The sequence below is a fragment of the Streptacidiphilus sp. MAP12-16 genome (genome assembly GCF_041262165.1).
GTDB lineage: Bacteria > Actinomycetota > Actinomycetes > Streptomycetales > Streptomycetaceae > Streptacidiphilus.
Genome location: NZ_JBGCBY010000017.1, coordinates 48,629 through 75,333, shown reverse-complemented (window position 1 = coordinate 75,333; position 26,705 = coordinate 48,629). Strand labels below are relative to the sequence as shown.

The following is a 26,705-nucleotide window of genomic DNA, read 5'->3' as shown; positions in this document are numbered from 1 at the left end:
AGGGCCATGTGGACGCCGGATTATGATGGCATGTACACGATGGGATGTGCCAGGGTGCTACTCGGGGTAATGCGGATTCGAGGGCGTCCAGCCGTCGGCGGCCGCGCGTGAAGGGTCATCTGACGCTCCGCTCGACGCCGCCCTCGGCGCTGCGTACTCCGTCCGGCTCGCGCCCGTGTCCGGCGCTACGCCTCCATCTCGAGCGTCGCCGAGCGCAGCGACCGGAAGACCGCCTCGGGATCGCCCGTCGCCGCGGCCGCCTTCACGGCGATCGTGGCGAGGGCGTCCAGGGTCAGCCGCAGGTCCTCTCCGACGAGCGTCATCGCGGGCCCCACCGGGTTGTTGTGGGGCTCGCGGCGCTTCGCCTCGACCAGGGCGATGGCGTCCAGCATCGCGTCTCTACGGCCGAAGGCGCCTGAGTACTTCATGGCGCAGATCGTACGAGCATTCGTCTGGGACCGGCACCCGGCAGCACCCACCGGCCTCGACTCCTACGCCGGCGGCACCAGTGACCAGAGCTGGTTGGCGCCGCCGTCGGCCGGCCACTGCAGTACCGTGCCGCCGTCGGAGAGCGAGCTGGCGGCGAGGTCGATCAACTGCCCGTCGTAGACGCTCTTCAGCTGGACCTGGTTGGGGCCCGCGTCGACCAGGGTCCACCGGGCGTTGGAGCCGCCGTCGTCGTGGTACTGGATCAGCTGGGTTCCCTGACTGGTCGTCGGTCCCGGGATGTTGAGCAGCTTGCCGCTGTTGACGTTGCCTATGGTGTAGACGCCCCCGCCCTGCGCGTTGAACGTCCACAACTGGTCGGCCTGACCGTTGTCGTGCCACTGAAGGATCTTCGCGCCGTCCCCGGTGGAGTCCGCGGTGACGTCCATCCGGCCACCGCTGGCTCCGTTGACCAGCTTGTACTGTGCCCCGGGCGTCGGCACCGGGACCAGCTTCCACTGCTGGCTGGTCGCCGTGCCGGGGGCCGACTGGACGACGGAGTCGCCGGCCAGGTCCGCGTTTTTTCCGTCGGAGCGGGCGGTGACGGTGTAGGAGCCGTTGCCGGTGGGCGTGAGCTTCCACTGCGATCCGGCGGAGTTGTCGTCGTGGTACTGCACGAGTTGGGTGCCCTGGGCGGTGGAGCCGCCGGGAACGTCGAGCAGCTTCCCGCTGTTGACGTTGTCCACCTTGTAGAACCCGTCGCCCGTCGGCACCAGTTGCCACTGCTGGTCGGCGGCGCCGTTCGAGGGCTGCTGCACCACTCCGGCCGCATCGGCGGTGGAGCCGCCGCTGACGTCGAGGTACTTGCCGCTCGCCGCGTTGACCAGGTTGTAGTGCAGGGCCGTGTAGCCGGACCCCGCCGTCGGGGTGACCCGGAGCAGGCGCACACCGTGCGGATTGATGGTGGCGGTGAAGCTGCCCGCGGCGCTGCCTAGGTCGGTGTGGCTCCACAGGTCGTGCATCGTGGCCGAGCCGCTGAAGCCGACGTCGGTCCAGCGGGCGGTGACCGGGGCGCTGGACCCGGTCAGGTTGAACAGCGCGACGGTGTAGCTGCCGTCCCCGTTGGGCGCGGACCAGACCTGCTGCTGGGTCAGCCGGTCGACCGGCCGGGCCGGGTGACCCGCCTGGTCGACGGCGACGACCTCGTCGTTGCCGAGCAGGGCCAGGTCGGCGCTGTCGAGGTGGGTGAGGTCGGTACCGAGGAGCAGTGGCGCGCCGGAGATGGCCCACAGGGTCAGCTGACTCTGCCGCTCGTCCGGCGTGAGGCCGTCATTGGAACCGTTGCCGACCTCGACCGAGTCGAGGTCGTTCCAGCCGCCGGGGCCCGCGAAGCCGGTCCACTGCGGTACGTCGCCGAAGCGGCTGGAGACGTTGTTCCAGTTGGTGAGCGGGTAGGACGTGCTGCTGCAGTAGCACTCGACGTCACCGTCGATCCGCCAGCCGTTGGCGTACTGCTTCCAGGTCGAGCCGTTGTTGACGTCGAGGCTGTTGGAGAGCTCCAGGTGGATGGTGCGGCCGGTTTGGTTCAGCGCCTGCGACCAGTGCTGGATGTCGGGGACGTCCCAGTCGCCGACACCGTCGATCTTGAGGTAGTCGATCCCGTAGGAGGCGAGCTGGTCGGCCCAGGAGTTGAGGTACGCCTGGGCGGCGGCGGGGTTCTTGGCGTAGTCGATGTAGTACATCGACCCGCTGCCGAAGTTGTAGTTGGTCTCGTAGCTGCTGGTGTTGGAGACGATGTCCCTGGCATGGAAGGACGTCCCCTGGATGGGGGTGTTCTGCTGATAGGCGGCGACCGGGATACCGGGGGTCAGGTACATCCCGTACTTCTCGCCGAGGCCGTGGACGTAGCTGCCCACCGCTCCCATGCCGTTGGGGAAGTGGGACGGGTCGGTGACCCAACGCCCGTAGGCGTCGACGGTGTTCGACGGGTTCAGGTACCAGAAGTCGTCGATGTTGACGTAGCGGTAGCCGTGGGAGACGAGTCCGCTGCTGGCCAGGGCGGCTGCCTGGGCCTCGATGTTTGATTCTGTAGGATTTTTACGAAGAAAGCTCCAGCTGCTCCATCCCATGGGAGGGGTGAGACCCGCACCGTTGGCCTGGGCCGCTACCGGGGAGGCCGGAAGGAGCGTCAGCTGACTCGCTGCCATTGCGATTGCCAGAGCGGCGAGCATGGTGGACCTGCGCAAGGGGACCTCCGGGCGTGGCGGTGAAGGGACCACAAAACGAATCAGCTTTGGACAGAATCAAACTTGGCGAAACACATAACAGTGGAGCGCCACTGACATGTCAATAGATCCGGCGCAGACGGCACACAGGCATCCGCTGGTTTACTGGTGGCGGACATCATCGAGGCAGTTCAGGGGGTGCGCAGCGTGACGCAGGGCCAGACCCAGGGCCGGCGCCCCGCGCCGCCGCGCGAGGAGGTCTTCGCCGCCGCGATGGCGGCCATCGCCGAGCACGGACTCGCCAGCCTGACCATGGCCGGTCTCGGCAGGGAACTGGGCATGAGCGGCGGCCACCTCCTCTACTACTTCGGCAGCAAGGACCAGTTGCTGTTGGAGACCCTGCGCTGGAGCGAGGCGGAGCTGGGGGAGCGCCGCCGCGCCGCGCTCGCGACGGCTGCCTCCGCCGCCCGTCGCCTTGACGACTACGTGGCGCTCTACCTCCCGACCGGGACGGGCGACCCGCGCTGGACGCTGTGGGTCGAGGTGTGGGGACGGGCGCTGTCCAGCGAGCCGATGCGCTCCGGACAGGTGGGCATCGAGGCGGTCTGGCGTGCCGACCTGGTCGCGCTGCTGCGCGAGGGCATCGCGGGCGGCGAGTTCCGGGAGGTGGACGCGGAACGCTTCGCGGTGCGGTTCGGTGCACTGCTCGACGGCTTCGGCACGCCCATCGTGACAGGGCTTCCCGGAGCCGGCCGGGAGTCAGCGCTGGCGCACATCGGCGAATACCTGGACGAGTCCCTTCACCTGCGCTGATCACCTCAGGCGTGCGGCTATCAAGTCAATGGACGGTTGTCATACCGGTCGCATAGCATCAGCCGCCCCCGCCACTCAGGAGCGGGTTGAACTGGTGGAGCCCCCGGTGCACTGTCCGTCCTGCTCGTCCGCGTATCTCGACCCGTACGGACGGTGCCCCGCCTGCGGCTACACCGCCGCGCCCCCCGGCGGCATGCAGGCCGCCGGGCTGTACCCGGTGGCCTACACCGCCCCGGCTGCGCCGACCGGAATCGCCATCGCGGCACAGCTCCTGTTCGGGGTGCAGATCCTCGCCGGGCTGGTCGCGGTGGTCGGCGGCGTGCTCGAACTGTCCTCGCTGGCCGCCAACGGAACCATTGGCGCGGCCGCGGCCGCGGTCGGTGTGCTCAGCGCGCTGATCGGCTTCCCTTCCTTCATCGCCGTCGTCGTGGTGTTCATCATCTGGTTCCACAAGTCTCGGGTGCTCTCCGACATCCTCGGACCCAACCATCCCAAGACCTTCTCCCGGGGATTCGCGATCGGAGGCTGGTTCATCCCTGTCGGCTTCTTCTGGATCCCGCGCGGGGTCGCCGGGGACATCTGGGCGGCCAGCCGTCCCCTGGAACCGACGCCCAACCAGTTCCCCCGGAGATCCGGGCTGTTGAACGCCTGGTGGACCGGCTGGTGCCTGTTCTGGGCGGTCGGCGTCATCGGAGGCATCGTTGGTGTCGCGGGCGACCGGCTCTCCTTGTCCCACCTGCAGACGGCCGCCGGTTTCGGCATCGCCACTGACTTCATGCGCGCCCTCGCGGCCCTGCTGGCGCTGCTCGTGGTCAGGAAGATCACGACGATGCAACGGGTGCGGATTCTGCAGGGCCCGGGCGCCGACCACCCGTACGCGCTGCAGGCGGCGTCCATGCCGTACCCCCAGACGGCGTACGCGCCGCAGCCCTACCAGCCGCAGCCCGTCCAGGACGCGTCGGCGGCGCCGGCGGCGCAGGTGCCGCCCCAGGACGTACAGTCGCCGCCGCTGGACGGCGGACTGTCGCCGCTGACCGGCCCGGTGACCCCGCGCCCGGCTCCCGCGCAGGACCCGGTGCCGGAGCCTGCCGTACTGCCGCCGGCGGTCGAGTTGGCCAAGGAGCGAGCCGACGAGGACCCGGCCGGCTGATCCTGCGTCAGTCCTCCCAGATCGCCGCCGCGGTCCGGTCGGCCGCGTAGCCCTTGGCGCGGACCTGCACATGGCGCAGGAAGTCGACGGTGCCCGGCGGGTGCGGATGCGCCCAGTGGTCGGCGAGGAAGTCGGACACCGCGGGCTCCTCCCGCAGCGGCTGGGCGAGTCCGTCGCTGCACAGCAGCAGCACGTCACCGGGCTCGGGGACCACCACCCGGAAGCGGAAGCGGTCGGGCTCCTGCGCGGCTGCCGACTGCGCGACGGTATCCGGGGCGCCCTGCTGCGACACCAACCGGCGCCCCGCGTAGGCGTCGTACCAGGCGTCGTCGCCGAGCAGCAGCAACCCGCCCGGGCCCAGGCCGAATCCGGCGCGCAGGCGACTGGTCGGGTCCAGCGGCGCGATCAGCGCATGCAGGGCTCCGCCCGCGCCGCCGCCCGCGCCGCCGACCTGCCCGGCGGAGCGCTGGAGCGGCAGCGCGGCGCGGGCGGTCAGCCGCTGCAGGCCGTAGCGGAGCCGCTCCTGCGCGCCCACCCGCAGGTCGGCCAGCAGCTCGGTACGGCTGCGGCCCACGGCGGCGGCGAGCTGGCGGCATGCCTCGTCCGCCACCGCCGGGTCTTCCGCGTGGGGCGGTGTCGCGAAGGCGACGAGCAGCAGCGCCTCGCTGCCCTCCCCGAAGCGCACGGTCAGCAGCCGGTCGGCGCGCGACTCGCCCCGGTGCCGGGCCGAGTCCCCTCGTATCGAGGCGGCGCGCAGCGTCATGGTGCCGTAGCGGGCACCGTCCAGGGCGGTGTCGGGGACCAGACCGGCGAGCCGGTCGGGGTCGGCGGCGGGCAGAGCCGTCGGCTCGGGCTCGTAGGTCGGCGGACGCTCGCCGACGTGCGGCAGCGGCTCGGTGACGGCGGTCGTGGGGGCGGAGGAGGTGCCGGAGGCAGGGGCCGGGATAGGAGGCTGCGGCTCCCGCTCGTCGTCCCGGCCCTGAAAACCCTCAAGGCCGTCGTACCCGTCGTAACCGTCGTCCTCGAAGACGTCCCCGTCGTAGCGGTCCGCCGGTTCGGCGGCGCGCGGAGCGGGGGTGCGCGGAGCGGGGGTGCGCGGTTCGGGGGTGCGCGGTTCGGGGGTGCGCGGAGCGACGACCCTGGGATCAGGGGTGAGCGGCGGAACCCGCGGCGGACGCCTCGGCAGCGGAGGCATCACCGGCGGCTGGGTTCGCAGCGGCTGCTCGGGCACAGCCGGTTTTCGCACGGGCTCGTCCACGAGCGTCGGCGGCCCATTCGTCTCGGGGCCCACCGCGGGAGCCTCTGCGGGAGCCTCCGCAGGACCCTGCTCGGCATCCTGCACATCGGCCGCACCACCGATCATTCCGCTGGCGGTATCGAACCAGTCGTCGACAGTCCCCGGCCGCGAGTCCGCGCGAGGTGTGTCGGGAACCTCGTCCCCCGGCCCCGCGTAGACGGCGTCCCACCACGAACCGTCCGCCCCACCCGATGCAGACGCACCCTGGCTGCTCATCGATTCGTCTCCTCAGCGACATGCGGCATGCCTGGACCGACGCCATTCTCCACGTCGCGGACCCGGTCACCGGGCGGAACCGGCGAATCAGAACACTCTTGGAGCAGTGGCGCCGAACCGGTCGCGCGGCGATCCGCGCGCCCGGTCCATTAATCCGACTACCCCAGAAGCGCCTGGCCAGGCATGATGACCTTGAGGACGACGGACTCTCCAGCGCTTGCGGGGAAGTCGAAGGGCGGACGAACGAGCGAGGTGGTCAGGTGCTGGGCTTCGTCGGACTGGACGGGGAGGACGAAGAGGTGTACCGACTCCTGGTCGGCCTCGGGTCAGCCTCGGCGGCTGAGCTCGCCCGGAAGCTCGACCTCCGCGAGGGGCAGGTCGGCCGGACGCTCGCCGGCCTGGAGCGGCTAGGCCTGGCCTCGCCCTCGTCCACCGAGCCAGGGCAGCACGTGGCAGCGCCGCCTGCCGTCGCCCTGGGCGCGGTGCTGTCCCAACGCAGACACGAACTGACGCAGGCCGAACGGGCGGTGGACACGCTCGCCCAGGAGTACCGGCGCAACGCGGTCGGCCTGACCATGGGCGACCTGGTCGAGGTGATCACCGGCGCGGACGCCGTACGGCACCGCTTCGAGCAGTTGCAGCTCGGCGCGGAGCGCGAGGTGCTCGCCCTGGTCACCCATACGCCGGTCGTGGTCAGCGGGCTGGACAACGAGGCCGAGCCGGTCGCGGTGGCGCGCGGGGTGTCGTACCGGGTGGTCATCGAACGCGCGGCCCTCGACTCCCCCGAGGGCGGCACCGTGCTGACGACCGCGCTGGAACGCGACGAGCAGGTCCGGGTGGCCGACCGGGTCCCCACCAAGCTGATCCTGGCGGACCGTTCGGTAGCGATGATGCCGCTGCGCCCGCTGGCGGCGCCCGGCGAACCGTCCGCGCTGATGGTCCGCGCAGGCGGAATGCTGGAGGCCCTGGTCGGACTCTTCGACTCGGTGTGGGACCACGCGCTGCCGATCCGCCTCGGCGGCGCGGGGGAACCGCAGAGCGTCGTGGTCGAAGCGGGTGAGCAGCCCGACGGCATCGATCTGCAGATCCTCTCGATGCTGCTGGTGGGGATGACCGATGTCAGCGTGGCCAAGCAGCTCGACCTCGGCCTCCGGACGGTCCAGCGGCGCGTCAAGCGGCTGATGGACCTCGCCGAGGTCACGACCCGGATGCAGTTGGGCTGGCACGCCTACGAGCGCGGCTGGGTGGCCCGGCGGCCCTCGCCCCCGCAGTCGTAGGCGTGGCCGCTAGGAGGGTGCTGAAGATCTAGGCTGGATCAGGGAGCGGCGTCATGCGGCTTCGATTGCAAGGCGGAGGAGGGAGCCAACCGTGGTTGGTAGAGGGCGACCAGGGGGTACCTCCCGCCCGAAGGGTGGGGAGACAACGCGGTAAGCGCCCGCGGCGGAGCCGCTGTCGTCGCGAGCGCAGGGCGTCGCGAGCCCGGCCTAGATCTTCAGCACCCTCCTAGGCCGGGACCGGGGTGTCGGCGCTGCTCGCTACCCTGAGCACATGCCCGAGCCAGCCGCCGAAGCCGCCACCACCGCCGTTCCTGCCACCGACCCCGCGCAGGTGCAGCGCCTCACCGATGTGGTGACCCGGCTGCGCCGCGCGCTGCGCAGCAGCATCCGTACCGACTACCCCTGGGAGTCGCTGCCGATGGCGCAGGTCGAGCTGCTCCAGACGCTGGCCTCCGGGCCGTTGCGGGTGGGCGAGCTGGCGTCCCGTCAGCGGCTCGCGCCGAACACGGTGAGCGGGCTCATCGGCAAGTTGCTCGACTCGGGTTTCGTCGACCGTCAGGCCGACCCCGGCGACCGCCGCACGGCACGGATCGCGGTCACCGAAGCGGGCCACCGGCAGCTCGCCGACTGGCAGCGCGCACACGAGCAGCGGATGGCCGCCGCGCTGTCCGCGCTCTCGGCGGAGGACAGCGCGGCGGTGATGGACGCCCTCGGCGGCCTGGAACGGCTGGCGGTGGCGCTGGGCGCGGAGCAGCCGACGGCCGGTAGTGGCACTTCCACTGGCTGAGCGCGAGCGGGTCAGCTGAAGAGGGTCTGGTCCGCCGCTTCGAGGCGCAGCAGCAGGCGTTTGGCATCGAGCCCGGCGGCGAAGCCGGTGAGCGAGCCGTTGGCGCCGACGACGCGGTGGCACGGCCGCACGATCAGCAGCGGGTTGGCGCCGACCGCTCCGGCGACGGCCCGTACCGAGTTCGGGGGCTTGCCTGCGGCCGCGGCGAGTTCGCCGTAGGTGACGGTCGTGCCGTAGGGGACGGTGTCCAGGGCGTCCCAGACCCGGCGACGGAAGTCGCTGCCGCGCGGCGCGAGGGGAAGGTCGAACTCCTTGAGGTCACCCTCGAAGTACGCGGTGAGCTGCTCGACTGCGGCGCTGAAGGGCGCGGAGTCCTCGGTCCAGGCCGGGTCGGGGGCGCTCACCTGCCCTCGGGTGTCCGGAGCGAGTACAGCGGTGAGCCTGCCGTCCTCGTCCGCGACCAGGAGCAGCGCGCCGAGCGGGGAGTCCATCGTGGTGTAACGGATCATCAGGTGCTCCATCGTCAGTTCTCGGAAGAGGCAGGGGAGTTCAGCGCCGCCCAGAGGTGGTGGACGGCGTACGAGCGCCAGGGCCGCCAGCTCGTGGTGTCCAGCGACTCGGGTGCGTTCACCGCGCGCAGGCCGTGCCGGACTCCGATGTCCGTGGGCAGATGGGCGTCGGGGTCGCCGAGGGCGCGCATCCGCACGTAGGAGACCGTCCAGGGGCCGATGCCGGGGAGCGCGAGGAGTGCCGCTGCCGCCCGCTCGCGGTCGACGCCGGGGCGCAGGTCCACCTCGGCGGAGGCGAGCGCCGCGCACAGTCCGCGCAGCGCACGCTGCCGCGCGCCGGGCATCGCCAGGTCGGCGGAGTCCGCTTCGGCCAGCGCCTCCACCGTGGGGAACAGCCTGCTGAGGCCGCCGCTGGGGGTGGCAAGCGGCTCGCCGTAGTGCTCCGCGAGGCGTCCGGCAAGGGTACGGGCGGCGGCGACGGTGACCTGCTGGCCGAGGACGGCCCGCACCGCGAGCTCATTCGGGTCGACGTGCCCCGGCGAGCGCAGCCCGGGGCGGGCGGCGACGAGCGGCGCGAGGTAGGGGTCCGCGCCGAGAACGCGGTCGACCGCGTCCGGGTCGGCGTCGAGGTCGAACAGGGCACGGAGCCGCTGAACGGCCGTGGTGAGGTCGCGGAGCGAGGCGAGCCGGAGCCGGCAGTCCAGCCAGACCTGCGGCCCGCGCGGTTCGTCGACCTCGGCGATGCCGGGGCCGCCAGGGAGTGCCAGCGTTCGGCGATAGGTCCGCGCGGCGCCGGCCTTCGTCCCGGTCGTCACGATCTCCTCCACTCCAGGGACGGCGCGCAGTGCCAGGAAGTCGAAGACGTGCCCGGCGTCCAGCGGCCCGCGGAAGGCGAGGCGCAGCGGGATCGTGCCGGGGGTCGCCGCGGGCCGGGCCGGCTTCTGCCGCAGCTCGGTGGGGGTGAGCCCGTAGACCACGCGCATGGTGTCGTTGAACTGGCGAACGCTGGCGAAGCCGGCCGCGAAGGCAGTGTCGGTCGCACTGAGGTCGGTGGTCTGCAGGAGCAGCCGGGCGGTGTGGGCACGCTGCGAGCGGGCGAGGGCCTGCGGCCCGGCGCCGAGCTCGGCGACGAGCTCGCGGTTGAGGTGGCGCTCGCTGTAGCCGAGGCGGGCGGCGAGGCCGGTGACGCCCTCGCGGTCGACGACGCCGTCGCCGATCATGCGCATCGCGCGTCCGACCAGGTCGGCGCGCAGGTTCCAGTCCGGGGAGCCGGGCACGGCGTCCGGCCGGCAGCGGCGGCAGGCGCGGTATCCGCCGCCCTGGGCGGCAGCCGCGGTCGGGTAGAAGTGGACGTTCTGGCGCTTGGGCGTCATCGCGGGGCAGCTGGGACGGCAGTAGATGCCGGTGGTGCGGACGGCGGTGAAGAACACTCCGTCGAAGCGTGCGTCCCGGCTGCTCACGGCCCGGTAACCGGTCTCCTCGTCAATCACATGCTCCAGTCTGCGCCATCGGGCGGCAGGGAACTGGCGGTAATCGGACATGGCGATCACACCCGATCGCGCTTGGCGGAATCTTCGTGACCATCGGCGTTCACGCCACTCGTGGCGGCTCCGGCGGCCGATGCAGGATCGGTGCATCAAGAAGAAAACCCCGCATCGAGGAGTCCGCACATGAGCAGCACCGCAACGACCACGGCGTCCACGGCGAGCGCTGCGACCGGCACCGGCACCAGCACCAGCGCCGTGCTGGGCGTCGCTCCCGCCGCCCCCGGCGAGGCCGCGGCACACTTCGCCGCCCGACTCGCCTTCGAGGCCGACGTCTCCGACGTCCACGCCGACCTCCTGGCCGGCGTCCCCGGCATCGTCGTGGTGGACTCCCGCAGCGACGCCTCGTGGGCCCAAGGACACATCCCCGGCGCCCTGCACCTTCCCACCGCGCGGATCGCCGAGCTCGCACCGCAGCTCGTCGACCCCGACGCCACCGTCGTGACCTACTGCTGGGGACCCGGCTGCAACGGTGCGACCCGGGCCGCCCTCGCCTTCGCCCGGCTCGGCTACTCCGTGAAGGAGATGCTCGGCGGGTTCGAGTACTGGGTCCGCGAGGGCTTCGGCTACGAGAGCGCCCAGGGCGCGGAACAGCGGCCGATCGACGACCTGACCGCTCCGCGCTCGGGCATCTCCTGCGCCTGCTGACGCCCCCTCAGGTCACTTGTAGCTGACGGTGACAAGCGTGAACCCGAGCGAGCCGAGCAGTCCCTTGAGCATGGATCCGGTGTTCTGCTCGGCGCGCTGGGTCAGGCCGCTGGCCCCCGCCGCGGTCTGGATCTTCTCCGCGGCAAGGACGTTGAGCTTCTGCTGGTCGCCGGGGTTGCCGGAGAAGAAGTCCCCGATCCGGTTGAACAGGCCGCGCTGCTGGGCGAACACATAGGACCGCTTGGGGTCCAGAGCGGCCTGGGCCAGCTGCGCGTGCGGCAGCACGATGGTGGCCGTCCTGCGGTCGGCGGACACGGTCACCCCGGCCTTGCTCAGGTCGACAAAGGAGTCGACGGTGCCGGCCGCGACATACAGGGTGCGGCTGCCGAGCAGTGCCGAGGGCATGAACTTCGCCTCGTTGTCGAGGTCGACGACGATCTGGAAGTTGCCCGCCGCAGCGTCGTAGCGGCTCATGTTCTCGATCGACTGCAGAACCGCGGGCTGGCTGCGGTCGACCTGGCGGGTGGCGAACGGATTCGGCAGTCCCGGCAGCCAGTTGAACTTACCAGCTGCGAGGAACAGCGCGACGATCACCGCGAAGGTGACCGGGATGCTGACATACCAGGGGACGCGGCGCCGGTCGTACCGTCGCGCTTGGGCGACGGGCCGCTCGGTCTCGACCGCGTTGCCACGCAGGGACCTCATGGGCGTGTCTCCTCTACCAGGGGGCGTCGCTCTGGCGCCCTCGACTGGTCTCCTACCCACCGGCGGCGAAAGCAAGGTCCCGTCAGTTCGACGACTGGGCAACAGCTTTGCCACCGGACGCTTCGGAGAGGTGGCCAGGTGTGGGGGTCGACGGCACCGGGCACTACTGCTGTACCCCCGTCCAGCGGAGGTTCCGATGATTGGTGTGGTCCTGCTCGGCATCGTGATCGCGGTTCTCGCGGTCGCCGCCGTCGCCTTCTCGCTGTGGAACGACGGACAGGGCCTGCCCCGGAGATTCCGGCGCAGGCCCCCACCCGGTTGACCGGGGCACGCTGTCAGCGGCGGCCCTTGGCTTTCATGGCCTCGGTGCCCGACTTGCCGCGTGCCTTCCAGACCTTGAGCTGTTCCGCACGCAGGCGGGCGTCGGTACGGGAGGCGATCCAGATGTTCTCGCGGAGCAGCTTGCGGTAGCTGTCGAGCCGACGCTGCGTCAGCAACCCGTCCTCGACGGCTTCGAGGACGGCACAGCCCGGCTCGGAGACATGGCCGCAGTCACCGAACCGGCAGTCCGCGGCAAGAGCCTCGATCTCCGAGAACACCTGGTGCAGTCCCTCGGCGGAGTCGTACATGCCCACGCCGCGCAGCCCAGGAGTGTCGATGAGGACTCCCCCACCGGGCAGCGGCAGCATTTCGCGGGTCGTGGTGGTGTGGCGGCCCTTGCCGTCGCCACGGGTCTGCTGGACCTCCATGGCGGTGGTGCCGAGCAGCGCGTTGGCGATGGTGGACTTGCCCGCGCCGGACTGGCCCACCAGCACGCTGGTCCCGGGCAGGCAGGCGGCCAGGACGTCCATGCCGCGCCCGGTCGCGGCGCTGACGACGAGGACGTCCGCGCCCGGCGTGACGCGTTCGACGTCCTCGCGGATGTGGTCGGCGTCGGTGGCCAGGTCGGCCTTGGTGAGGACGACCAGGGGCTGGGCGCCGCTCTCCCAGGCGAGGGCGAGGAAGCGCTCGATCCGGCCGAGGTCGGGCTCGACGGCCAAGGAGGCGGCGATGACGACGGTGTCGACGTTGGCCGCGAGTACCTGGCCCTCGGATCGCAAGGAGGAGGTAGAGCGCACGACGGCGGTCCGGCGCGGCAGTAGTGTCTGGACGAACGTCCCCGCCGCGCCGACGGAGAGCGCCGCCCAGTCGCCGGTGCAGGGCAGGCGCAGGGGATCGGGGTCGGCGACAGGTCCGGTGTCGGCGCGCACGGTGGAGACGGAGTCGCCGTCGGCGACCACGACGTCGCAACGCCCCCGGTCGACCCGGACGATGCGGCCGGGGACGAGACCGGCTCCGGCCAGCGGCGCGAAGAGGTCGTCGAGTTCGGAGGTCCAGCCGTAGGCGTACAGCGGCTGGGGGTGGTTCGGGTAAGCGGAGTCGAACGATGCCTGAAGCAACGCGGTGGGCCCTTCGGGAGATGCTCCCGGCCGGGCAGACGCAGCTGGTCGATCGAAGGGCGCTGCGGTGTCAGTCTGCTGCCGGGAGGTGGGAGAGGTCGGCGGGGTTGCTGCCCAGGGCAGCCGTGACGAAGGTGACGTTCACGGGGCTCACCCCTCTCTCTTGCGACTCCCGGTACACCCTGCACCGGACGGAGGTGACGCTACGACAGCGCTCGGCGCGCCCGCAACGCATTTATGACCTGCGGCGTCACGCCCGGCGACGTCACGCAGGACGACGTCACGGCTCGTCCTGCTCCCGGCCGTCCGGTCCGTCCGGGTCGCTCCGGTCACTCCGGTTCCGCTGACCCCGTCCCGGCCGGTGCGGCTCCTCCGGCGGCGGGTACGGGTTGCGGCGCTGCCCGCCGGCCGCCTGGATCCGGCCGCGAAAGTTGGTCGGCGGCAGGAAGTCGGCCCAGCGTTCCGGGTACTCGGCGGGGGCCTCCCCCTCCGCCTCCTCACCCTCCGGCGGCGGGTTGGCGGCTCGGTTGCGGACCGCCGCGCGGCGCGCCTCGGACCGCCGGACCAACTCCGCGGCGGCCTCCTCGCGGGCTCGTTCGTTCTCCGCCCGCGCCAGTGCCGTCTCCCGGCTGGGCCACATCCGGTCGATCGCGGCGTTCATCGCCGCGCCGATCAGCACCGCCAGCGCGGTGACCCCGATCCACAGCAGCACCGCGACCGGCGCGGCCAACGACCCGTAGACGGTCGGGCCCTCGACGGCGTGCACCAGGTAGAAGCGGAGCATGGCGCTGCCGACCACCAGCATCAGCAGCGCGACCAGCGCTCCGGGCAGGTCCTCCTTCCACGGCGTCCGCACCGGGACTGCCACGTGGTAGAGCGTCGTGAGGAAGACGACCGACAGCACCATGGCGGCCGGCCAGTACAGCGCGTGCACCGTCCCCGCGGACATCGGGAACGCCCTGACGACCATGCCCGGCCCGGCAACGATCAGCGGCAGCACGATCGTGCTGACGATCAGCGCGACCACGTACAGGCCGAGGGAGAGCATCCGGGTGTGGATGATCCCGCGCTTGCCCTCCAGCCCGTACATGATGGTGACCGTCTCCACGAACACGTAGAGGGCACGCGAGCCCGACCACAGCGCGAGCAGGAAGCCGATCGAGATCAGATCCGGTCTGCCGGCGCTGAAGACGCTCTTGAGCAGCGGCTTGACCGTCTGGTCGATGGAGGAGGCGGACAGCACGGTGCTCGCCGCATTGAGGATGTCCTGTTCCAGGACCTTGATCGTGCCGGCGCTGAGGTAGCCGAGCGTCCCGGCCACGCACAGCAGCAGCGGCGGCACGGACATCAGCGTGAAGAAGGCCACCTCGGCGGCCAGTCCGGTGACCCGGTACTCCAGGCAGGTATTCGTCGTGTCCCTGAGCAGTTGCCAGGCGATATCACGGTACGGCGCACCGGCGCGGCGACGGGCCGCGCGCCGGGAACGCCGGGCCCGGTGCCGGGCCTTGGGGGATGATTCGCCTGCTGGTTGCACAGTACCGAGGGTATCCAACTTGGTGCCATGCCCATGGTCACGAACGGGGCGGACCCCTCCCCCGACACCCCTCGCGGACCCCCTCCCGGCCCACCGCCCGGACCGGGGCCGGAGGGCCCGACGCTGCGGGGCGCCACCCGGCCCGGGTGGCGCCCCGCAGTGCCTACGGCCTGGGAAGCGACAGGGCTCGGGCGCCCACCGCCCGGCACCCCCGCTTGCCGCGTTGCCCCATCGCTCCCCTGGCCGTTACTCCTCCTACTCCGGTACTACTGCTGACCGGTGGTCACCGGTGCCGCGCTCGCCTCCAGCATGGCCTCGCGGTCGACGATCTTCACGCGCTCGCGGCCCTCGGGAACACCGAGTGCGCGCTCGGCGGCGTCCAGCCGGTACCAGCCGTCCCAGGTCGTGTAGGGGACACCTGCGTCATCGAGGAAGGCGACGACGGCGTCCTCGCCGGGCGCGGCGGCGGTACGGAGCCGACCGGCGAGGTGGTCCTCGATCAGGTTGGCCACGGTCTCGTTGGCGTCGCCCTTGGTGTGGCCGATCAGGCCGACCGGGCCGCGCTTGATCCAGCCCGTCACATACGTCGAGGGGAGGTGCTCGCCGCCCTCGACGACGCGTCCGGCCTCGTGCGGGACGGTGCCGGTGAGCGTGTCGAACGGCAGCTTGGGCAGTTCCGAGGACAGGTAGCCGACCGCGCGGTAGACCGCCTGGACGTCCCAGTCGTGCATCTCTCCGGTGCCGGTGACATTGCCGGTGCCGTCCAGCCGGGTGCGCTCGGTGCGCAGGCCGACGACCCGGCCGTCCTCGCCCAGGACCTCGGTGGGCGACTCGAAGAAGTGCAGGAAGAGCTTGTGCGGACGCTCGCCGACATCGCGGATCGCCCAGTTCTCCAGGGTCGAGGCGACCATGTCGGCCTGCTTGTTGGCGCGGCGGGTGGCGATGCTGCCGTCGTCGTAGTCGATGTCCTCGGGATTGACGATGACCTCGATGTTCGGGGAGTGGTCGAGCTCCCGCAGCTCCATCGGGCTGAACTTGGCCTGCGCGGGACCGCGCCGTCCGAACACATGCACCTCGACCGCCTTGTTGGCGGCGAGGCCCTCGTGGACGTTCGGCGGGATCTCGGTGGGGAGCAGTTCCGTCGCGGTCTTGGCGAGGATCCTGGCCACGTCCAGGGCCACGTTGCCGACGCCCAGCACGGCGACCTTCTCCGCGTGCAGCGGCCAGGTGCGCGGCACGTCGGGGTGGCCGTCGAACCAGGAGACGAAGTCGGCCGCGCCGTACGAACCGTCAAGTTCGATGCCGGGTATGTCCATCGCGCGGTCGGCGCTGGCGCCGGTGGAGAAGACGACCGCGTCGTAGAACTGGTGCAGGTCGTCCAGGCTGATGTCGGCCGGGTAGTCGACGTTGCCGAAGAGGCGGATCTGCGGCTTGTCGAGGACCTGGTGCAGGGCGGTGATGATGCCCTTGATGCGGGGATGGTCGGGAGCCACGCCGTAGCGGATCAGTCCGAACGGCGCGGGCATCCGCTCGAAGAGGTCGATGGACACACCGGGATCCACGGCGACGTCGGACTTCATCAGGGCATCGGCGGCGTAGATGCCGGCCGGGCCGGCTCCGACGATGGCGACCCTCAGGGGGCGGGGCATGGAGATGGTTCCTTTGACTGGCAGGGCCGCTGGGGGCGGGGCGGGCGGGACCGATGGGAGCGCGCCGGGGCTGGTGGGCGGGCTCCGGGGCTGGTGGGCGGGCTCCGGCAAGGGTACGTGCTCGCACGAACAGGGAGGCCTGGGGGGCGGAGGGAGGAGGTTGGTCCTCGCTACCACCCTCGACGCCGTCGGCCTGCCTGGGTAGCCGCCTTGTGCCTATGGACCCATAAGCGCGACCTATGCCTCGCTTAGATCGACCGGCGCAGCCTGGGGAGGATCTGCTCCCATGATCCGGCGTCGTCCAGCGCCAGCATGACCAGCTGGTAGCAGCTGCGCTCGCAGAGGTCGACCAGGTCCGCCCGGTCCATCCGTACCGACGTCGGCTGGTCGAGCCAGGTCGCCACGATCTCCTCCACGAACGCCTGCCAACCGTCCAGAGCGAGCGCGACCCGCGGGCTCGGCGGGATGCCCGCACCGGTGAGGCCGGCGGTGATCCAGTCGGTGAAGGTCGCCCGGACGGCGCGGTGCAGGGCCCGCGCCTCCGCGTTGCCGCCGGTGGTGGTCAGCCGGACCACGGCCAGGTAGACGGAGGGGTGGCGGGACACCTGCTCGACGAACGCCTCGACGCTGGAACGAAGTTGCTCCTCCAGGCTGAGCGCCGGGTCAGGTCTGACATGGTCGAGAAGTTCGTCCGCCACGGCGCGGAGCACGGCCTGGCGCAGCTTGCGCTGCGAGCCGAAGTAGTGGAACAGCAACCCTGGGGAGACCCCCGCCTCCTCGGCCACGGCTTCCACGGAGATCGCGTCGATGGCGCGCACCTCCAGGAGGCCGCGTGCGGCGGTGAGGATCTGGGCCTTGCGATCGGCAGGGGACAACCGGGCACCGGAAGAACGAACCATGCGCCCATCCTATTGACTTGCCCTCAATAGCCCCTACTGTTGAGTAACCATCAATAAGGAGGGCGACGATGTCCCAGTCCACGACGCAGCGGGAGCCGGCGCGGAGCGAGGAGCACCATGGCCTGGTGCTCCAGCCCAGGGACGTCCACTTCGACTGGTCCGCCCTGCCCATGCACTGGATGCCGGGCGAGCCGATGGCCACGCACGTAGTGAACGTCCTGCACTTGCTGCTCCCGGAGGGAGAGCGCTGGTTCGTGCGCACGCTCAAGGAGGCGCTGCCGCTGATCAGGGACGACCGGCTGCGCGAGGAGGTCCTCGGCTTCATCGGCCAGGAGGCCGTGCACGCCGAGGCGCACCAGGGAGTCCTGGACCACCTGCTGGCGAAGGGCCTCGACCCGCGCCCCTACGTCCGGCAGGCCGAGTTCCTGTTCCACCGGGTCCTGGGCGAGCACCCGGAGCTGACCGGTACCGCCGCGCGCGAGAACCTGGTCGAGCGGGTCGCCATCATCGCGGCGGTCGAGCACTTCACCGCCTTCCTCGGCGACTGGGTGCTCAACGCCGACGGCCTCGACCGGGTCGGCGTCGACCCGACCATGCTCGACCTGATCCGCTGGCACGGGGCCGAGGAGGTCGAGCACCGCAGTGTCGCCTACGACCTGCTGCAGCACCTCGACCCGAGCTACGTACGCCGCATCCGCAGCATGGCGATCACCGGCCCTGTGCTGTTCCACCTGTGGGTCCGCGGAACCCGCTTCCTGATGGCGGCCGACCCGGAGCTCGGCCCCGGAGCCCGACCCACCTGGCGCGGATACCGCGCCGCCTCGCGGCGCGGGCTGCTCCCCCGGCTCGGCAGCGCGTCTCGCTCTGCGGCGCGCTACCTCAGCCCGCGCTACCACCCGACCCAGGAGGGGTCGACCCGGCAGGCCGTCGCCTACCTGGGCAGCTCTCCTGCGGCCCGCGCCGCCGCCCACTGAGACGTCCATGGAAACGTCCACCGATACGTCCGCCCACTGAGACGTCCGCAGACACGCCCGCCACCCCGCACCGGCGAACGGACAAGGACCGCCACCCATGAACCACGACCCCGTGCCGCTGCCACCCGACCTGTACGGGCGCGGCCGCGACGACCGCTTCCTGCGCTTCCTCGACGCCGTCACCCGCTTCTACCTGCCGATCGCCACCAGGAAGGACCGCTACGGCCGCCGTGTCTTCCCGCCCCCGCCGGCCGCACTGGACCTGGTCGTCGCCGCCCGCGCGACCGAGGCCGAGGACGTGGTCTCGCTGCGGCTGAGCGCACCCGACGGCCGGCCGCTGCCGCCCTGGCAGCCCGGCGCCCACCTCGACCTGGTGCTGCCCTCCGGCCTGCGCCGGCAGTACTCGCTGTGCGGCGACCCGGCCGACCGCCGCAGCTACCGGATCGCGGTCCGCCGGCTGCCGGACGGCGGGGGCGGTTCGGTCGAGGTGCACGACACCCTGCTCACGGGCACCCGGGTCGCCGGCGGCGGACCGCGCAACGCTTTCCCGTTCGCCGCCGACCCGGCGGTGCTCCTGATCGCGGGCGGCATCGGGATCACCCCGATCCTTGCGATGGCCCGGGAGGCAGCCGGTCGCGGCCTGGACTGGCGGCTGGTCCACACCGGTCGCTCCCGCGCCTCGATGCCCTTCGCGGACGAGCTCACGGCGCTGGGCGGCGACCGCGTCGAGCTGCTGCCGGACGACGAGCACGGAACGCCCGACGGCGCGGAGCTGCTGCGCCGCGCACCCGCAGGATCGGCGGTGTACGTCTGCGGACCCGCCCCGATGCTCGACTCCGTACGCGGCGCCTTCGACGCCTGCGCCGCCACCGCTCTGCACTTCGAGCGCTTCAGCGCCGCGCCGATCGTCGACGGCCGTCCGTTCGACCTGCGGCTGCGCAGCAGCGGCAGGGTCCTGCCGGTACCCGCCGACCGCTCCGCCCTCGACGTGCTGCGGGAGAACGACCCCGATACCCCCTACTCCTGCCGTCAGGGCTTCTGCGGCGTCTGCCGCCGCCGGGTGACGTCCGGCGCCGTCGAGCACCGTGACCGCAAGCTGACCGACCAGGAGCGGGCCGAAGGCCAGATGCTCGTCTGCGTGTCCCGCGCCCCCGAGGGCGAATGCCTCGAACTGGACGGATGATCCGATGACCGCACGCACGTCCGCCCCACCCCGCTTCCGCTTCGACGCCGAGGACCTGGACCGGTTCCGGGAACTCCAGCAGCTGGCCTACCGCTGCGCCCAGAACGTCGCCGACTGGCTCGGCCCCGGGGTGACGGAGCGTGAGGCCGCCTCCCGGCTGCGCCGGGAACTGGTCTCCGCAGGCGTCCAGGACTTCTTCCACGTGCCGTTCGCCTGGTTCGGCGACCGCACCGCGTTCCGGCACTTCAGGACTCCGCTGCAGTTCTTCGCCACCGGCCGCCGGCTGGAGGAGGGCATGTGCTTTGTCCTCGACTGCGCGCCCGTCGTCGACGGCTACACCGCCGACATCGGCTACGCCGGGAAGATCGGCGACAACCCGCTCTGGGACCGGATCGCGCTCGACCTGCGCGAGTACCGCGAGCTGATCCTGCAGGAGGTCCGGCAGCGCAAACCGCTGAACGAGGTGTACGCCGCCGTGGACGCGCTGATCGCCAAGCACGGCTACGACAACCGGCACCGGGTCTACCCGGGCCGGGTGATCGGCCATCAGGTCACCCGGATGACCGCGCGCGGTCCGGCCGGGGTGAACCTGTTCGGCTTCGGCGTGCGCACGCTGCAGACCCTGGGCCGCGAGCTGGTCAGCGAGCGGCTGCAGGGCCGCTCCCCGCTCTGGGCGGACGGACGTTCCTCGCGGCACGCGCCGACACCCGGGCTGTGGGCCGTCGAGCCGCATGTCGGCTTCCGCGACGTGGGGCTGAAGTTCGAAGAGCTGCTCGTGGTCACCGAGGACGACGCCTACTGGCTCGACGACGACCTGCCGCACGTCCGCCGCTGGGAGAACGCCGCGAACGCCGCGAACGCCGCTGCCGCCGAGGCCGCCCGATGAGTGCCCCCGCCGTCCGGACGTCGACGGTCGCCGGCGGCGCGGGCCTCCGGCTCGCCGTCCACGAACAGGGCGACCCCGCCCACCCCACCGTGCTGCTCGTCCACGGCTACCCGGACACCCACCAGGTCTGGGACGACGTCGCCGCCGCGCTGGCCGAGGACCACCACGTGGTCCGCTACGACGTACGCGGCGCCGGTGCGTCCGGCCGTCCGGAGCGCACCCGCGACTACCGCCTGGAGCTCCTCGCCGACGACCTCTTCGCCGTCGTCGACGCCGTCAGCCCCGACCGTCCGGTCCATGTCGTGGCGCACGACTGGGGCTCCATCCAGTCCTGGGAGGCCGTCACCCGCCCGGCTGCGGACGTCCGTATCGCCTCCTACACCTCCATCTCGGGCCCCTGCCTGGACCACATCGGCCACTGGGCCCGGCACCGGCTCGGCCGCCCCACGCCGCGTCACGTCGCCCAGCTGCTCGCCCAGGCCGCACACTCCTGGTACATCGTCGCCTTCCACCTGCCCGGCCTCGCCCCCACCGCCTGGCAGCACGGGCTCGCGACTCACTGGGACACGGTGCTGCGCCTGGCCGAGGGCGTGAAGGCACGCGCCGGACACCCGCAACCGACCCTTGCCGGCGACGCCGTCCGCGGGATCTCGCTCTATCGGGCGAACATGCTGCCCCGGCTGCTGCGCCCCGGCCGGCGGCCGACCGCCGTACCGGTTCAGGTGATCACTCTGACCAGGGACAACTACGTGAGCCCGGCGCTGACCGAGGGCCTGGAGCGATGGGCGCCGCAGCTGTGGCGCCGCACCCTTCCGGCCACCCACTGGTCGGCGCTGCTGGAGAAGGGAACCACAGTGGCACGCATGGTCCGCGAGTTCGTCGCCCACCACGAGGGCGGGCCCGCCCTCCCTCGGACGCACCGGCGGCTGGCGGTCATCACCGGCGCGGGCGGCGGTATCGGCCGGGCCACCGCGCTGGCCTTCGCCGAGGACGGGGTGGAGGTCGTCGTCTGCGACCTCGACCTCGAAGCGGCGACCCGCACCGTCGAGCTCGCCCGGCTGCTCGGGGCGGACGCCCACGCCTACCAGGTGGACGTCTCCGACGGCGCGGCAGTCGACGCTTTCGCGGCGAAGGTCGCGGCCGAGCACGCCGTCCCCGACATCGTGGTCAACAACGCCGGCGTGGGCCACTCCGGGACCTTCCTCGCCACCACCGAGGCGGAGTGGAAGCGGGTGCTGGACGTCAACCTGTGGGGCGTGATCCACGGCTGCCGGGCCTTCGGGACGCTGATGGCAGAGCGCGGCGAAGGCGGGCACATCGTCAACCTGGCCTCGGCCGCCGCCTACCTGCCGTCCAAGATGCTCGCCGCCTACGCCACCAGCAAGGCAGCCGTGTCCATGCTCTCCGACTGCCTGCGCGCCGAACTCGCCGCGTCCGGCATCAGCGTCACCGCGATCTACCCCGGCATCGTGAACACCAATATCACCCGCAGCACCACCTTCTCCGGGCTGGACGCAGCCGAGCAGAGCGCGCAGCGGCAGCGGGTCTCCGGGATGTACGCCAGGCGCAACTTCCCGCCCGAGAAGGTGGCGGCCGAGATCCTCCGCGCGGTGCGGAAGGACCGCGCCGTCGTCCCGGTGACGGTCGAGGCCAAGGCTGCCCGGCTGATCGGCCGCCTCTCCCCCGGTCTGCTGCGCGTCGCCGCGCGCTTCGACCTGGGGTGAGGAACCCGGGGTGAGGAACCCGGGTGAGGAACCCGGGGTGAGGAACCCGGGGTGAGGAACCCGGGGTGAGGAACCTCCGCCCGGCCGACCCCTCGCCGACTGCCGGTCCTGGCGTCCACATGGTGGACGGCCGGGCGCCGACCGGCAGCCGGTGCGCGGCAGAGCGTGGAGGCGACCTTCGGTACGCTGCTGAGAGGCCCCAGGCTGCGGATGGAGCCGGCGGTGATCGCGGGCCGCAGCCGACGTCGATCTGAGCCGTCACCCACCGGTCTCGACATGAGAGACCGGATTGTTCACATACTGGACGTCGGTGGACGCCAGAAAGATCGGCGTGCGACGCTTCTGCCATGTCTGGTGCCGGAACTGCCTTGGTCGGTCGACTTCACGTCGATCTCGGCCGCATGTCCAGCGCCATCTGTCCGGTGACCTGAGCCCATACTGCCGCTTCACCCCGCCGCCTGTCGGCCCGGTCAGGTCACCGCTGCACACCCGCACGCTCCACGCACAACCCCGTGCAGGTCAATGCCGCTGTGCAGACCGGGAACCGCCGCCGAACATCAGGCCCCGCCCCAATCTGCCGAAGGATCGCACCATGGCCTCCACCCCCACCTCCGACGACGCCGCCGCGCGCCGCCCGGCGGCCACCCGCAAGGTGACCCGCCACCGCGGTGAGGGCCAGTGGGCCATGGGTCACTTCACCCCGCTCAACGCCAACGAGCAGTTCAAGAAGGACGACGACGGTCTCAACGTGCGGACACGCATTGAGACGATCTACTCCCAGCGCGGCTTCGACTCGATCGACCCGGCCGACCTCCGCGGCCGGATGCGCTGGTGGGGCCTCTACACCCAGCGCAAGGCGGGCATCGACGGCGGCAAGACCGCCATCCTCGAACCGCACGAGCTGGACGACGAGCACTTCATGCTGCGGGTCCGTATCGACGGCGGCCGGCTGACCACCGCGCAGCTGCGTGCCATCGGCGAGGTCTCCGACACCTACGCCCGCGGCACCGCCGACATCACCGACCGCCAGAACATCCAGCTGCACTGGATCCGGATCGAGGACGTCCCCGCGATCTGGCAGAAGCTGGAGGCCGTGGGCCTGTCCACGACCGAGGCGTGCGGCGACTGCCCCCGCGTCATCATCGGCTCCCCCGTCGCCGGTATCGCCCAGGACGAGATCATCGACGGCACCCCCGCCGTCGACGAGATCCACGAGCGTTACATCGGCAACAAGGAGTTCTCCAACCTCCCGCGCAAGTTCAAGACCGCGATCTCCGGATCGCCGGTCCAGGACGTCGTGCACGAGATCAACGACATCGCCTTCGTCGGCGTCGTCCACCCCGAGCACGGTCCCGGATTCGACGTGTGGGTCGGCGGCGGCCTGTCCACCAACCCCCGCCTCGCCGAGCGCCTCGGCGCCTGGGTGCCGCTGGACGAGGTCCCGGACGTGTGGGCGGGCGTGGTCGGCATCTTCCGCGACTACGGCTACCGCCGGCTGCGCACCCGCGCCCGCCTGAAGTTCCTGATGGCGGACTGGGGACCGGAGAAGTTCCGCCAGATACTCGAGGACGAGTACCTGAAGTACAAGCTGGTCGACGGCCCCGCCCCGGCCGAGCCCAGCACGCAGTGGCGCGACCACGTCGGCGTCCACCCGCAGAACGACGGCCGCTTCTATGTGGGCTTCGCCCCCAAGGTCGGCCGCGTCGACGGCGCCACCCTGGCGAAGATCGCCGATGTCGCCGCCGCCCACGGCTCGGACCGGCTGCGGACCACCGTCGAGCAGAAGATGATCATCCTGGATGTCACGGCGGACCAGGTCGACTCCCTGGTCGCGGCGCTGGAGGCACTGGACTTCCAGGTCAACCCCTCCCCGTTCCGGCGCGGCACGATGGCCTGCACCGGCATCGAGTTCTGCAAGCTGGCGATCGTCGAGACCAAGGGCCGCGGCCAGGACCTGATCGCCGACCTGGAGAAGCGCCTTCCGGACTTCGAGCAGCCGATCAGCATCAACATCAACGGCTGCCCCAACGCCTGCGCCAGGATCCAGACCGCGGACATCGGCCTCAAGGGCCAGCTGGTCCTGAACGCGGAGGGCGAGCAGGTCGAGGGCTTCCAGATCCACCTGGGCGGCAGCCTCGGCTTCGACGCCGCGTTCGGCCGCAAGGTCCGCGGCCTCAAGGTCACCTCCGACGAGCTGCCCGACTACGTCGAGCGCGTGCTGCGCCGCTTCGACGCGGAGCGGACCGCCGACGAGCGCTTCGCCGAGTGGGCGCTGCGCGCGGACGAGGAGGCTCTCAAGTGAGCGAGCGAAGCGCATTTCGCGAAGCGACTGCCGAGCGAAGCGAGGCGGGCGCATGAGCGAGCGCGCAGCACCGTTCTACTGCCCCTACTGCGGGGACGAGGATCTGCGCCCGAGCGAGGACGGCGGGCACGGCAGTTGGGAATGCGCATCCTGCCGGCGCGCGTTCTCCTTGAAGTTCCTTGGCCTGCTTTCCGCTCATTCATCCACATCTGGGGGGCCGTCAGATGACCACCAAGACTGAGATATCGCCGTACTCTCCGGCCGAACTCGAAGCCCTCGCCGTCCAGGCCGGGCGCGACCTGGAAGACGCCTCCGCCCAGGAGGTGATGCGCTGGGCCGCCGAGACCTTCGGTCGGCGGTTCGCCGTGACCTCCTCCATGGAGGACGCCGTCGTCGCGCACCTGGCGTCCACCGCCCTGCCCGGCGTCGACGTGATCTTCCTGGACACCGGCTACCACTTCGCGGAGACCATCGGCACCCGCGACGCCGTCGCCGCCGTCTACCCGGTCAACGTCATCACCCTGACGCCGCGCCAGACCGTGGCCGAGCAGGACGCAGAGTACGGTCCGCGACTGCACGACCGCGACCCCGACCGCTGCTGCGCGCTGCGCAAGGTCGAGCCGCTGAACCGCGGCCTCGCCGGATACGACGCCTGGGCGACCGGCCTGCGCCGCGACGAGTCCCCGACCCGCGCCAACACACCGGTCGTCTCCTTCGACCCCAAGCGGCAGAAGGTGAAGATCGCACCCATCGCCCGCTGGACCCAGGCGGATGTGGACGCGTACGTCGCCGAGCACGGAATCCTGCTGAACACGCTGCTCATGGACGGCTACGCCTCCATCGGCTGCGCCCCGGAGTCCTGCACCCGCCGCATCCTCGAAGGCGAGGACGCCCGCTCGGGCCGTTGGGCCGGCGCCGGCAAGACCGAGTGCGGCATCCACCTCTAGACGTTCCGGCCCGGCCACCTCTCACCCCCACCCCCTGATGGAGCAGACCTGATGACCACCACCGTCGACGCACCGCCCGCCACGGCGGCCGCCGTGCAGCAGTGCGGCGCCACCGTGTGGCTGACCGGCCTGCCCAGCGCCGGGAAGACCACGATCGCCCTGGCCCTGGCCGAGCGCCTGCGCGCCGAGGGCCACCGGGTGGAGATCCTGGACGGCGACGAGATCCGCACCTTCCTCTCCGCCGGGCTCGGCTTCACTCCCGGGGACCGCGACACCAACATCCAGCGCATCGGCTTCGTCGCCGAACTGCTGGCCTCCAACGGCGTCAAGGTGCTCGCACCGGTGATCGCCCCCTACGCCGCCTCCCGCGACGCAGTCGCCACCCGGCACGCCGAGCAGGGGACGCCGTACCTGGAGGTGCACGTCGCCACGCCGGTCGAGGTCTGCTCGGTCCGCGACGTCAAGGGCCTGTACGCCAAGCAGGCGGCCGGCGAGATCTCCGGCCTCACCGGGGTGGACGACCCCTACGAGGCGCCCACCGCGCCCGCCCTGCGCATCGAGGCGCACACCCAGCCGGTGGCCGACTCGGCCGCCGCCCTGCACGCACTGCTCACCGAGAGGGGACTGGCGTGACCACCGCTGCCGACATCCTGACCGCCGACGCCTACGACAATCCGTACGCGCTGTCGCACCTGGACGCCCTCGAGGCCGAGGCCGTGCACATCTTCCGCGAGGTGGCCGGCGAGTTCGAGCGCCCGGTGATCCTCTTCTCGGGCGGCAAGGACTCCATCGTCATGCTGCACCTGGCGCTGAAGGCCTTCTGGCCCGCGCCGGTGCCGTTCTCGCTGCTGCATGTCGACACCGGGCACAACTTCCCCGAGGTGCTGGCCTACCGCGACCGCACGGTCGCCGAGCACGGCCTGCGCCTGCACGTCGCCTCGGTCCAGGACTTCATCGACAGCGGCCGGCTGCGTGAGCGCCCCGACGGCCTGCGCAACCCGCTGCAGACCGTGCCGCTGCTCGACGGCATCGAGAGCAACCGCTTCGACGCGGTCTTCGGCGGCGGGCGCCGCGACGAGGAGAAGGCCCGCGCCAAGGAGCGGGTCTTCTCGCTGCGCGACGAGTTCGGCGCCTGGGACCCGCGCCGCCAGCGCCCCGAGCTGTGGTCGCTCTACAACGGCCGCCACTCCCCCGGCGAGCACGTCCGCGTCTTCCCGCTGTCCAACTGGACCGAGCTGGACGTCTGGCAGTACATCGAGCGCGAGAACATCGAGCTCCCCGAGATCTACTACGCCCACGAGCGCGAGGTGTTCCAGCGCAACGGCATGTGGCTGACCGCAGGCGAGTGGGGCGGCCCCAAGGAGAACGAGACGACGCAGCGCCGCCTGGTCCGCTACCGCACCGTGGGCGACATGTCCTGCACCGGCGCGGTCGACTCCGAGGCCGCCACCGTCGCCGACGTCATCACCGAGGTGGCTGCCAGCCGCCTGACCGAACGCGGGGCCACCCGGGCCGACGACAAGATGTCCGAGGCCGCCATGGAAGACCGCAAGCGCGAGGGGTACTTCTAG

Annotated in this window: 26 protein-coding genes; 16 read left to right on the top strand and 10 right to left on the bottom strand. The window is 71.4% G+C overall.

What is annotated here, in order from left to right:
• Positions 1–185: 185 nt before the first annotated feature.
• Positions 186–428, bottom strand: coding sequence for a hypothetical protein (locus tag ABIA33_RS22540; protein WP_370084177.1), 243 nt, complete (start codon positions 426–428; stop codon positions 186–188).
• 63 nt (positions 429–491) lie between these two features.
• Complete coding sequence (locus ABIA33_RS22535) at positions 492–2,633, bottom strand: RICIN domain-containing protein (protein ID WP_370084176.1); 2,142 nt, start codon at positions 2,631–2,633, stop codon at positions 492–494.
• A 225-nt stretch (positions 2,634–2,858) separates the two neighbouring features.
• On the opposite strand from ABIA33_RS22535, the gene ABIA33_RS22530 reads away from it, so the two are divergent.
• The gene (locus ABIA33_RS22530; RefSeq protein WP_370084175.1) at positions 2,859–3,464 is read left to right on the top strand and encodes a TetR family transcriptional regulator C-terminal domain-containing protein; all 606 of its coding nucleotides are present in this window, start codon (positions 2,859–2,861) and stop codon (positions 3,462–3,464) included.
• A 106-nt stretch (positions 3,465–3,570) separates the two neighbouring features.
• A complete protein-coding gene (locus tag ABIA33_RS22525) occupies positions 3,571–4,614 on the top strand; it encodes a DUF4328 domain-containing protein (RefSeq protein WP_370084174.1) in 1,044 nt (347 codons plus the stop codon).
• A 7-nt stretch (positions 4,615–4,621) separates the two neighbouring features.
• Here the strand turns inward: ABIA33_RS22525 and ABIA33_RS22520 are convergent, their stop codons facing one another.
• The gene (locus tag ABIA33_RS22520) at positions 4,622–6,127 is read right to left on the bottom strand and encodes a hypothetical protein (RefSeq protein WP_370084173.1); all 1,506 of its coding nucleotides are present in this window, start codon (positions 6,125–6,127) and stop codon (positions 4,622–4,624) included.
• A 260-nt stretch (positions 6,128–6,387) separates the two neighbouring features.
• Between ABIA33_RS22520 and ABIA33_RS22515 the strand changes: the two genes are divergently transcribed.
• Together ABIA33_RS22515 and ABIA33_RS22510 are read left to right on the top strand one after the other, a co-directional pair.
• Positions 6,388–7,404, top strand: a complete 1,017-nt coding sequence (locus ABIA33_RS22515; protein WP_370084172.1) for a helix-turn-helix domain-containing protein — start codon at positions 6,388–6,390, stop codon at positions 7,402–7,404.
• A gap of 271 nt (positions 7,405–7,675) precedes the next feature.
• Positions 7,676–8,191: a MarR family winged helix-turn-helix transcriptional regulator gene (locus ABIA33_RS22510; RefSeq protein ID WP_370084171.1), complete on the top strand. Its 516-nt coding sequence runs from the start codon at positions 7,676–7,678 to the stop codon at positions 8,189–8,191.
• 11 nt (positions 8,192–8,202) lie between these two features.
• On the opposite strand, the gene ABIA33_RS22505 is transcribed toward ABIA33_RS22510, so the two are convergent.
• Together ABIA33_RS22505 and ABIA33_RS22500 are read right to left on the bottom strand one after the other, a co-directional pair.
• Complete coding sequence (locus tag ABIA33_RS22505) at positions 8,203–8,700, bottom strand: methylated-DNA--[protein]-cysteine S-methyltransferase (RefSeq protein ID WP_370084170.1); 498 nt, start codon at positions 8,698–8,700, stop codon at positions 8,203–8,205.
• Between the two features lie 14 nt (positions 8,701–8,714).
• Positions 8,715–10,241, bottom strand: a complete 1,527-nt coding sequence (locus tag ABIA33_RS22500) for an AlkA N-terminal domain-containing protein (RefSeq protein WP_370084169.1) — start codon at positions 10,239–10,241, stop codon at positions 8,715–8,717.
• 129 nt (positions 10,242–10,370) lie between these two features.
• On the opposite strand from ABIA33_RS22500, the gene ABIA33_RS22495 reads away from it, so the two are divergent.
• Positions 10,371–10,892 carry a rhodanese-like domain-containing protein gene (locus tag ABIA33_RS22495; RefSeq protein ID WP_370084168.1) on the top strand — a complete coding sequence of 174 codons (522 nt, stop codon included), beginning with the start codon at positions 10,371–10,373 and terminating at the stop codon, positions 10,890–10,892.
• Positions 10,893–10,904: 12 nt separating this feature from the next.
• On the opposite strand, the gene ABIA33_RS22490 is transcribed toward ABIA33_RS22495, so the two are convergent.
• Complete coding sequence (locus ABIA33_RS22490) at positions 10,905–11,597, bottom strand: DUF4230 domain-containing protein (RefSeq protein ID WP_370084167.1); 693 nt, start codon at positions 11,595–11,597, stop codon at positions 10,905–10,907.
• Between the two features lie 196 nt (positions 11,598–11,793).
• Between ABIA33_RS22490 and ABIA33_RS22485 the strand changes: the two genes are divergently transcribed.
• A complete protein-coding gene (locus ABIA33_RS22485; RefSeq protein ID WP_370084166.1) occupies positions 11,794–11,919 on the top strand; it encodes a hypothetical protein in 126 nt (41 codons plus the stop codon).
• A 13-nt stretch (positions 11,920–11,932) separates the two neighbouring features.
• Here the strand turns inward: ABIA33_RS22485 and rsgA are convergent, their stop codons facing one another.
• From rsgA to ABIA33_RS22465, 4 genes are all read right to left on the bottom strand, one after another.
• Positions 11,933–13,036 carry a ribosome small subunit-dependent GTPase A gene (gene rsgA, locus ABIA33_RS22480; RefSeq protein ID WP_370084165.1) on the bottom strand — a complete coding sequence of 368 codons (1,104 nt, stop codon included), beginning with the start codon at positions 13,034–13,036 and terminating at the stop codon, positions 11,933–11,935.
• 280 nt (positions 13,037–13,316) lie between these two features.
• Positions 13,317–14,570, bottom strand: coding sequence for a YihY/virulence factor BrkB family protein (locus ABIA33_RS22475; protein ID WP_370084164.1), 1,254 nt, complete (start codon positions 14,568–14,570; stop codon positions 13,317–13,319).
• 266 nt (positions 14,571–14,836) lie between these two features.
• Positions 14,837–16,219 carry an FAD-dependent oxidoreductase gene (locus ABIA33_RS22470; protein ID WP_370084163.1) on the bottom strand — a complete coding sequence of 461 codons (1,383 nt, stop codon included), beginning with the start codon at positions 16,217–16,219 and terminating at the stop codon, positions 14,837–14,839.
• A gap of 248 nt (positions 16,220–16,467) precedes the next feature.
• Positions 16,468–17,118 carry a TetR/AcrR family transcriptional regulator gene (locus ABIA33_RS22465; protein WP_370084162.1) on the bottom strand — a complete coding sequence of 217 codons (651 nt, stop codon included), beginning with the start codon at positions 17,116–17,118 and terminating at the stop codon, positions 16,468–16,470.
• 68 nt (positions 17,119–17,186) lie between these two features.
• Here ABIA33_RS22465 and ABIA33_RS22460 point away from each other — a divergent pair, with 68 nt between their 5' ends.
• The 10 genes from ABIA33_RS22460 to cysD all read left to right on the top strand — a co-directional run bounded on the left by ABIA33_RS22460 (position 17,187) and on the right by cysD (position 26,705).
• Positions 17,187–18,092 (top strand): metal-dependent hydrolase, encoded by a 906-nt coding sequence (locus tag ABIA33_RS22460; protein ID WP_370084161.1) that lies wholly within the window; start codon positions 17,187–17,189, stop codon positions 18,090–18,092.
• Positions 18,093–18,189: 97 nt separating this feature from the next.
• Entirely contained in the window at positions 18,190–19,275 is a 1,086-nt protein-coding gene (locus ABIA33_RS22455) for a 2Fe-2S iron-sulfur cluster-binding protein (protein WP_370084160.1), read from the top strand.
• Positions 19,276–19,279: 4 nt separating this feature from the next.
• Positions 19,280–20,161, top strand: a complete 882-nt coding sequence (locus ABIA33_RS22450) for a M24 family metallopeptidase (RefSeq protein WP_370084159.1) — start codon at positions 19,280–19,282, stop codon at positions 20,159–20,161.
• Positions 20,158–21,885 carry an SDR family oxidoreductase gene (locus tag ABIA33_RS22445; protein WP_370084158.1) on the top strand — a complete coding sequence of 576 codons (1,728 nt, stop codon included), beginning with the start codon at positions 20,158–20,160 and terminating at the stop codon, positions 21,883–21,885. The genes ABIA33_RS22450 and ABIA33_RS22445 overlap by 4 nt, the downstream gene beginning before the upstream one ends.
• 347 nt (positions 21,886–22,232) lie before the next feature.
• Positions 22,233–22,316 (top strand): putative leader peptide, encoded by an 84-nt coding sequence (locus ABIA33_RS22440; protein ID WP_332262522.1) that lies wholly within the window; start codon positions 22,233–22,235, stop codon positions 22,314–22,316.
• A 161-nt stretch (positions 22,317–22,477) separates the two neighbouring features.
• Entirely contained in the window at positions 22,478–24,187 is a 1,710-nt protein-coding gene (locus ABIA33_RS22435; protein WP_370084157.1) for a nitrite/sulfite reductase, read from the top strand.
• 52 nt (positions 24,188–24,239) lie between these two features.
• Positions 24,240–24,428, top strand: a complete 189-nt coding sequence (locus ABIA33_RS22430; RefSeq protein WP_370084156.1) for a hypothetical protein — start codon at positions 24,240–24,242, stop codon at positions 24,426–24,428.
• Positions 24,412–25,134, top strand: coding sequence for a phosphoadenylyl-sulfate reductase (locus ABIA33_RS22425; RefSeq protein ID WP_370084155.1), 723 nt, complete (start codon positions 24,412–24,414; stop codon positions 25,132–25,134). The genes ABIA33_RS22430 and ABIA33_RS22425 overlap by 17 nt, the downstream gene beginning before the upstream one ends.
• 51 nt (positions 25,135–25,185) lie before the next feature.
• Entirely contained in the window at positions 25,186–25,767 is a 582-nt protein-coding gene (cysC, locus tag ABIA33_RS22420; RefSeq protein ID WP_370084154.1) for an adenylyl-sulfate kinase, read from the top strand.
• A 17-nt stretch (positions 25,768–25,784) separates the two neighbouring features.
• Positions 25,785–26,705 (top strand): sulfate adenylyltransferase subunit CysD, encoded by a 921-nt coding sequence (cysD, locus tag ABIA33_RS22415; RefSeq protein ID WP_370084263.1) that lies wholly within the window; start codon positions 25,785–25,787, stop codon positions 26,703–26,705.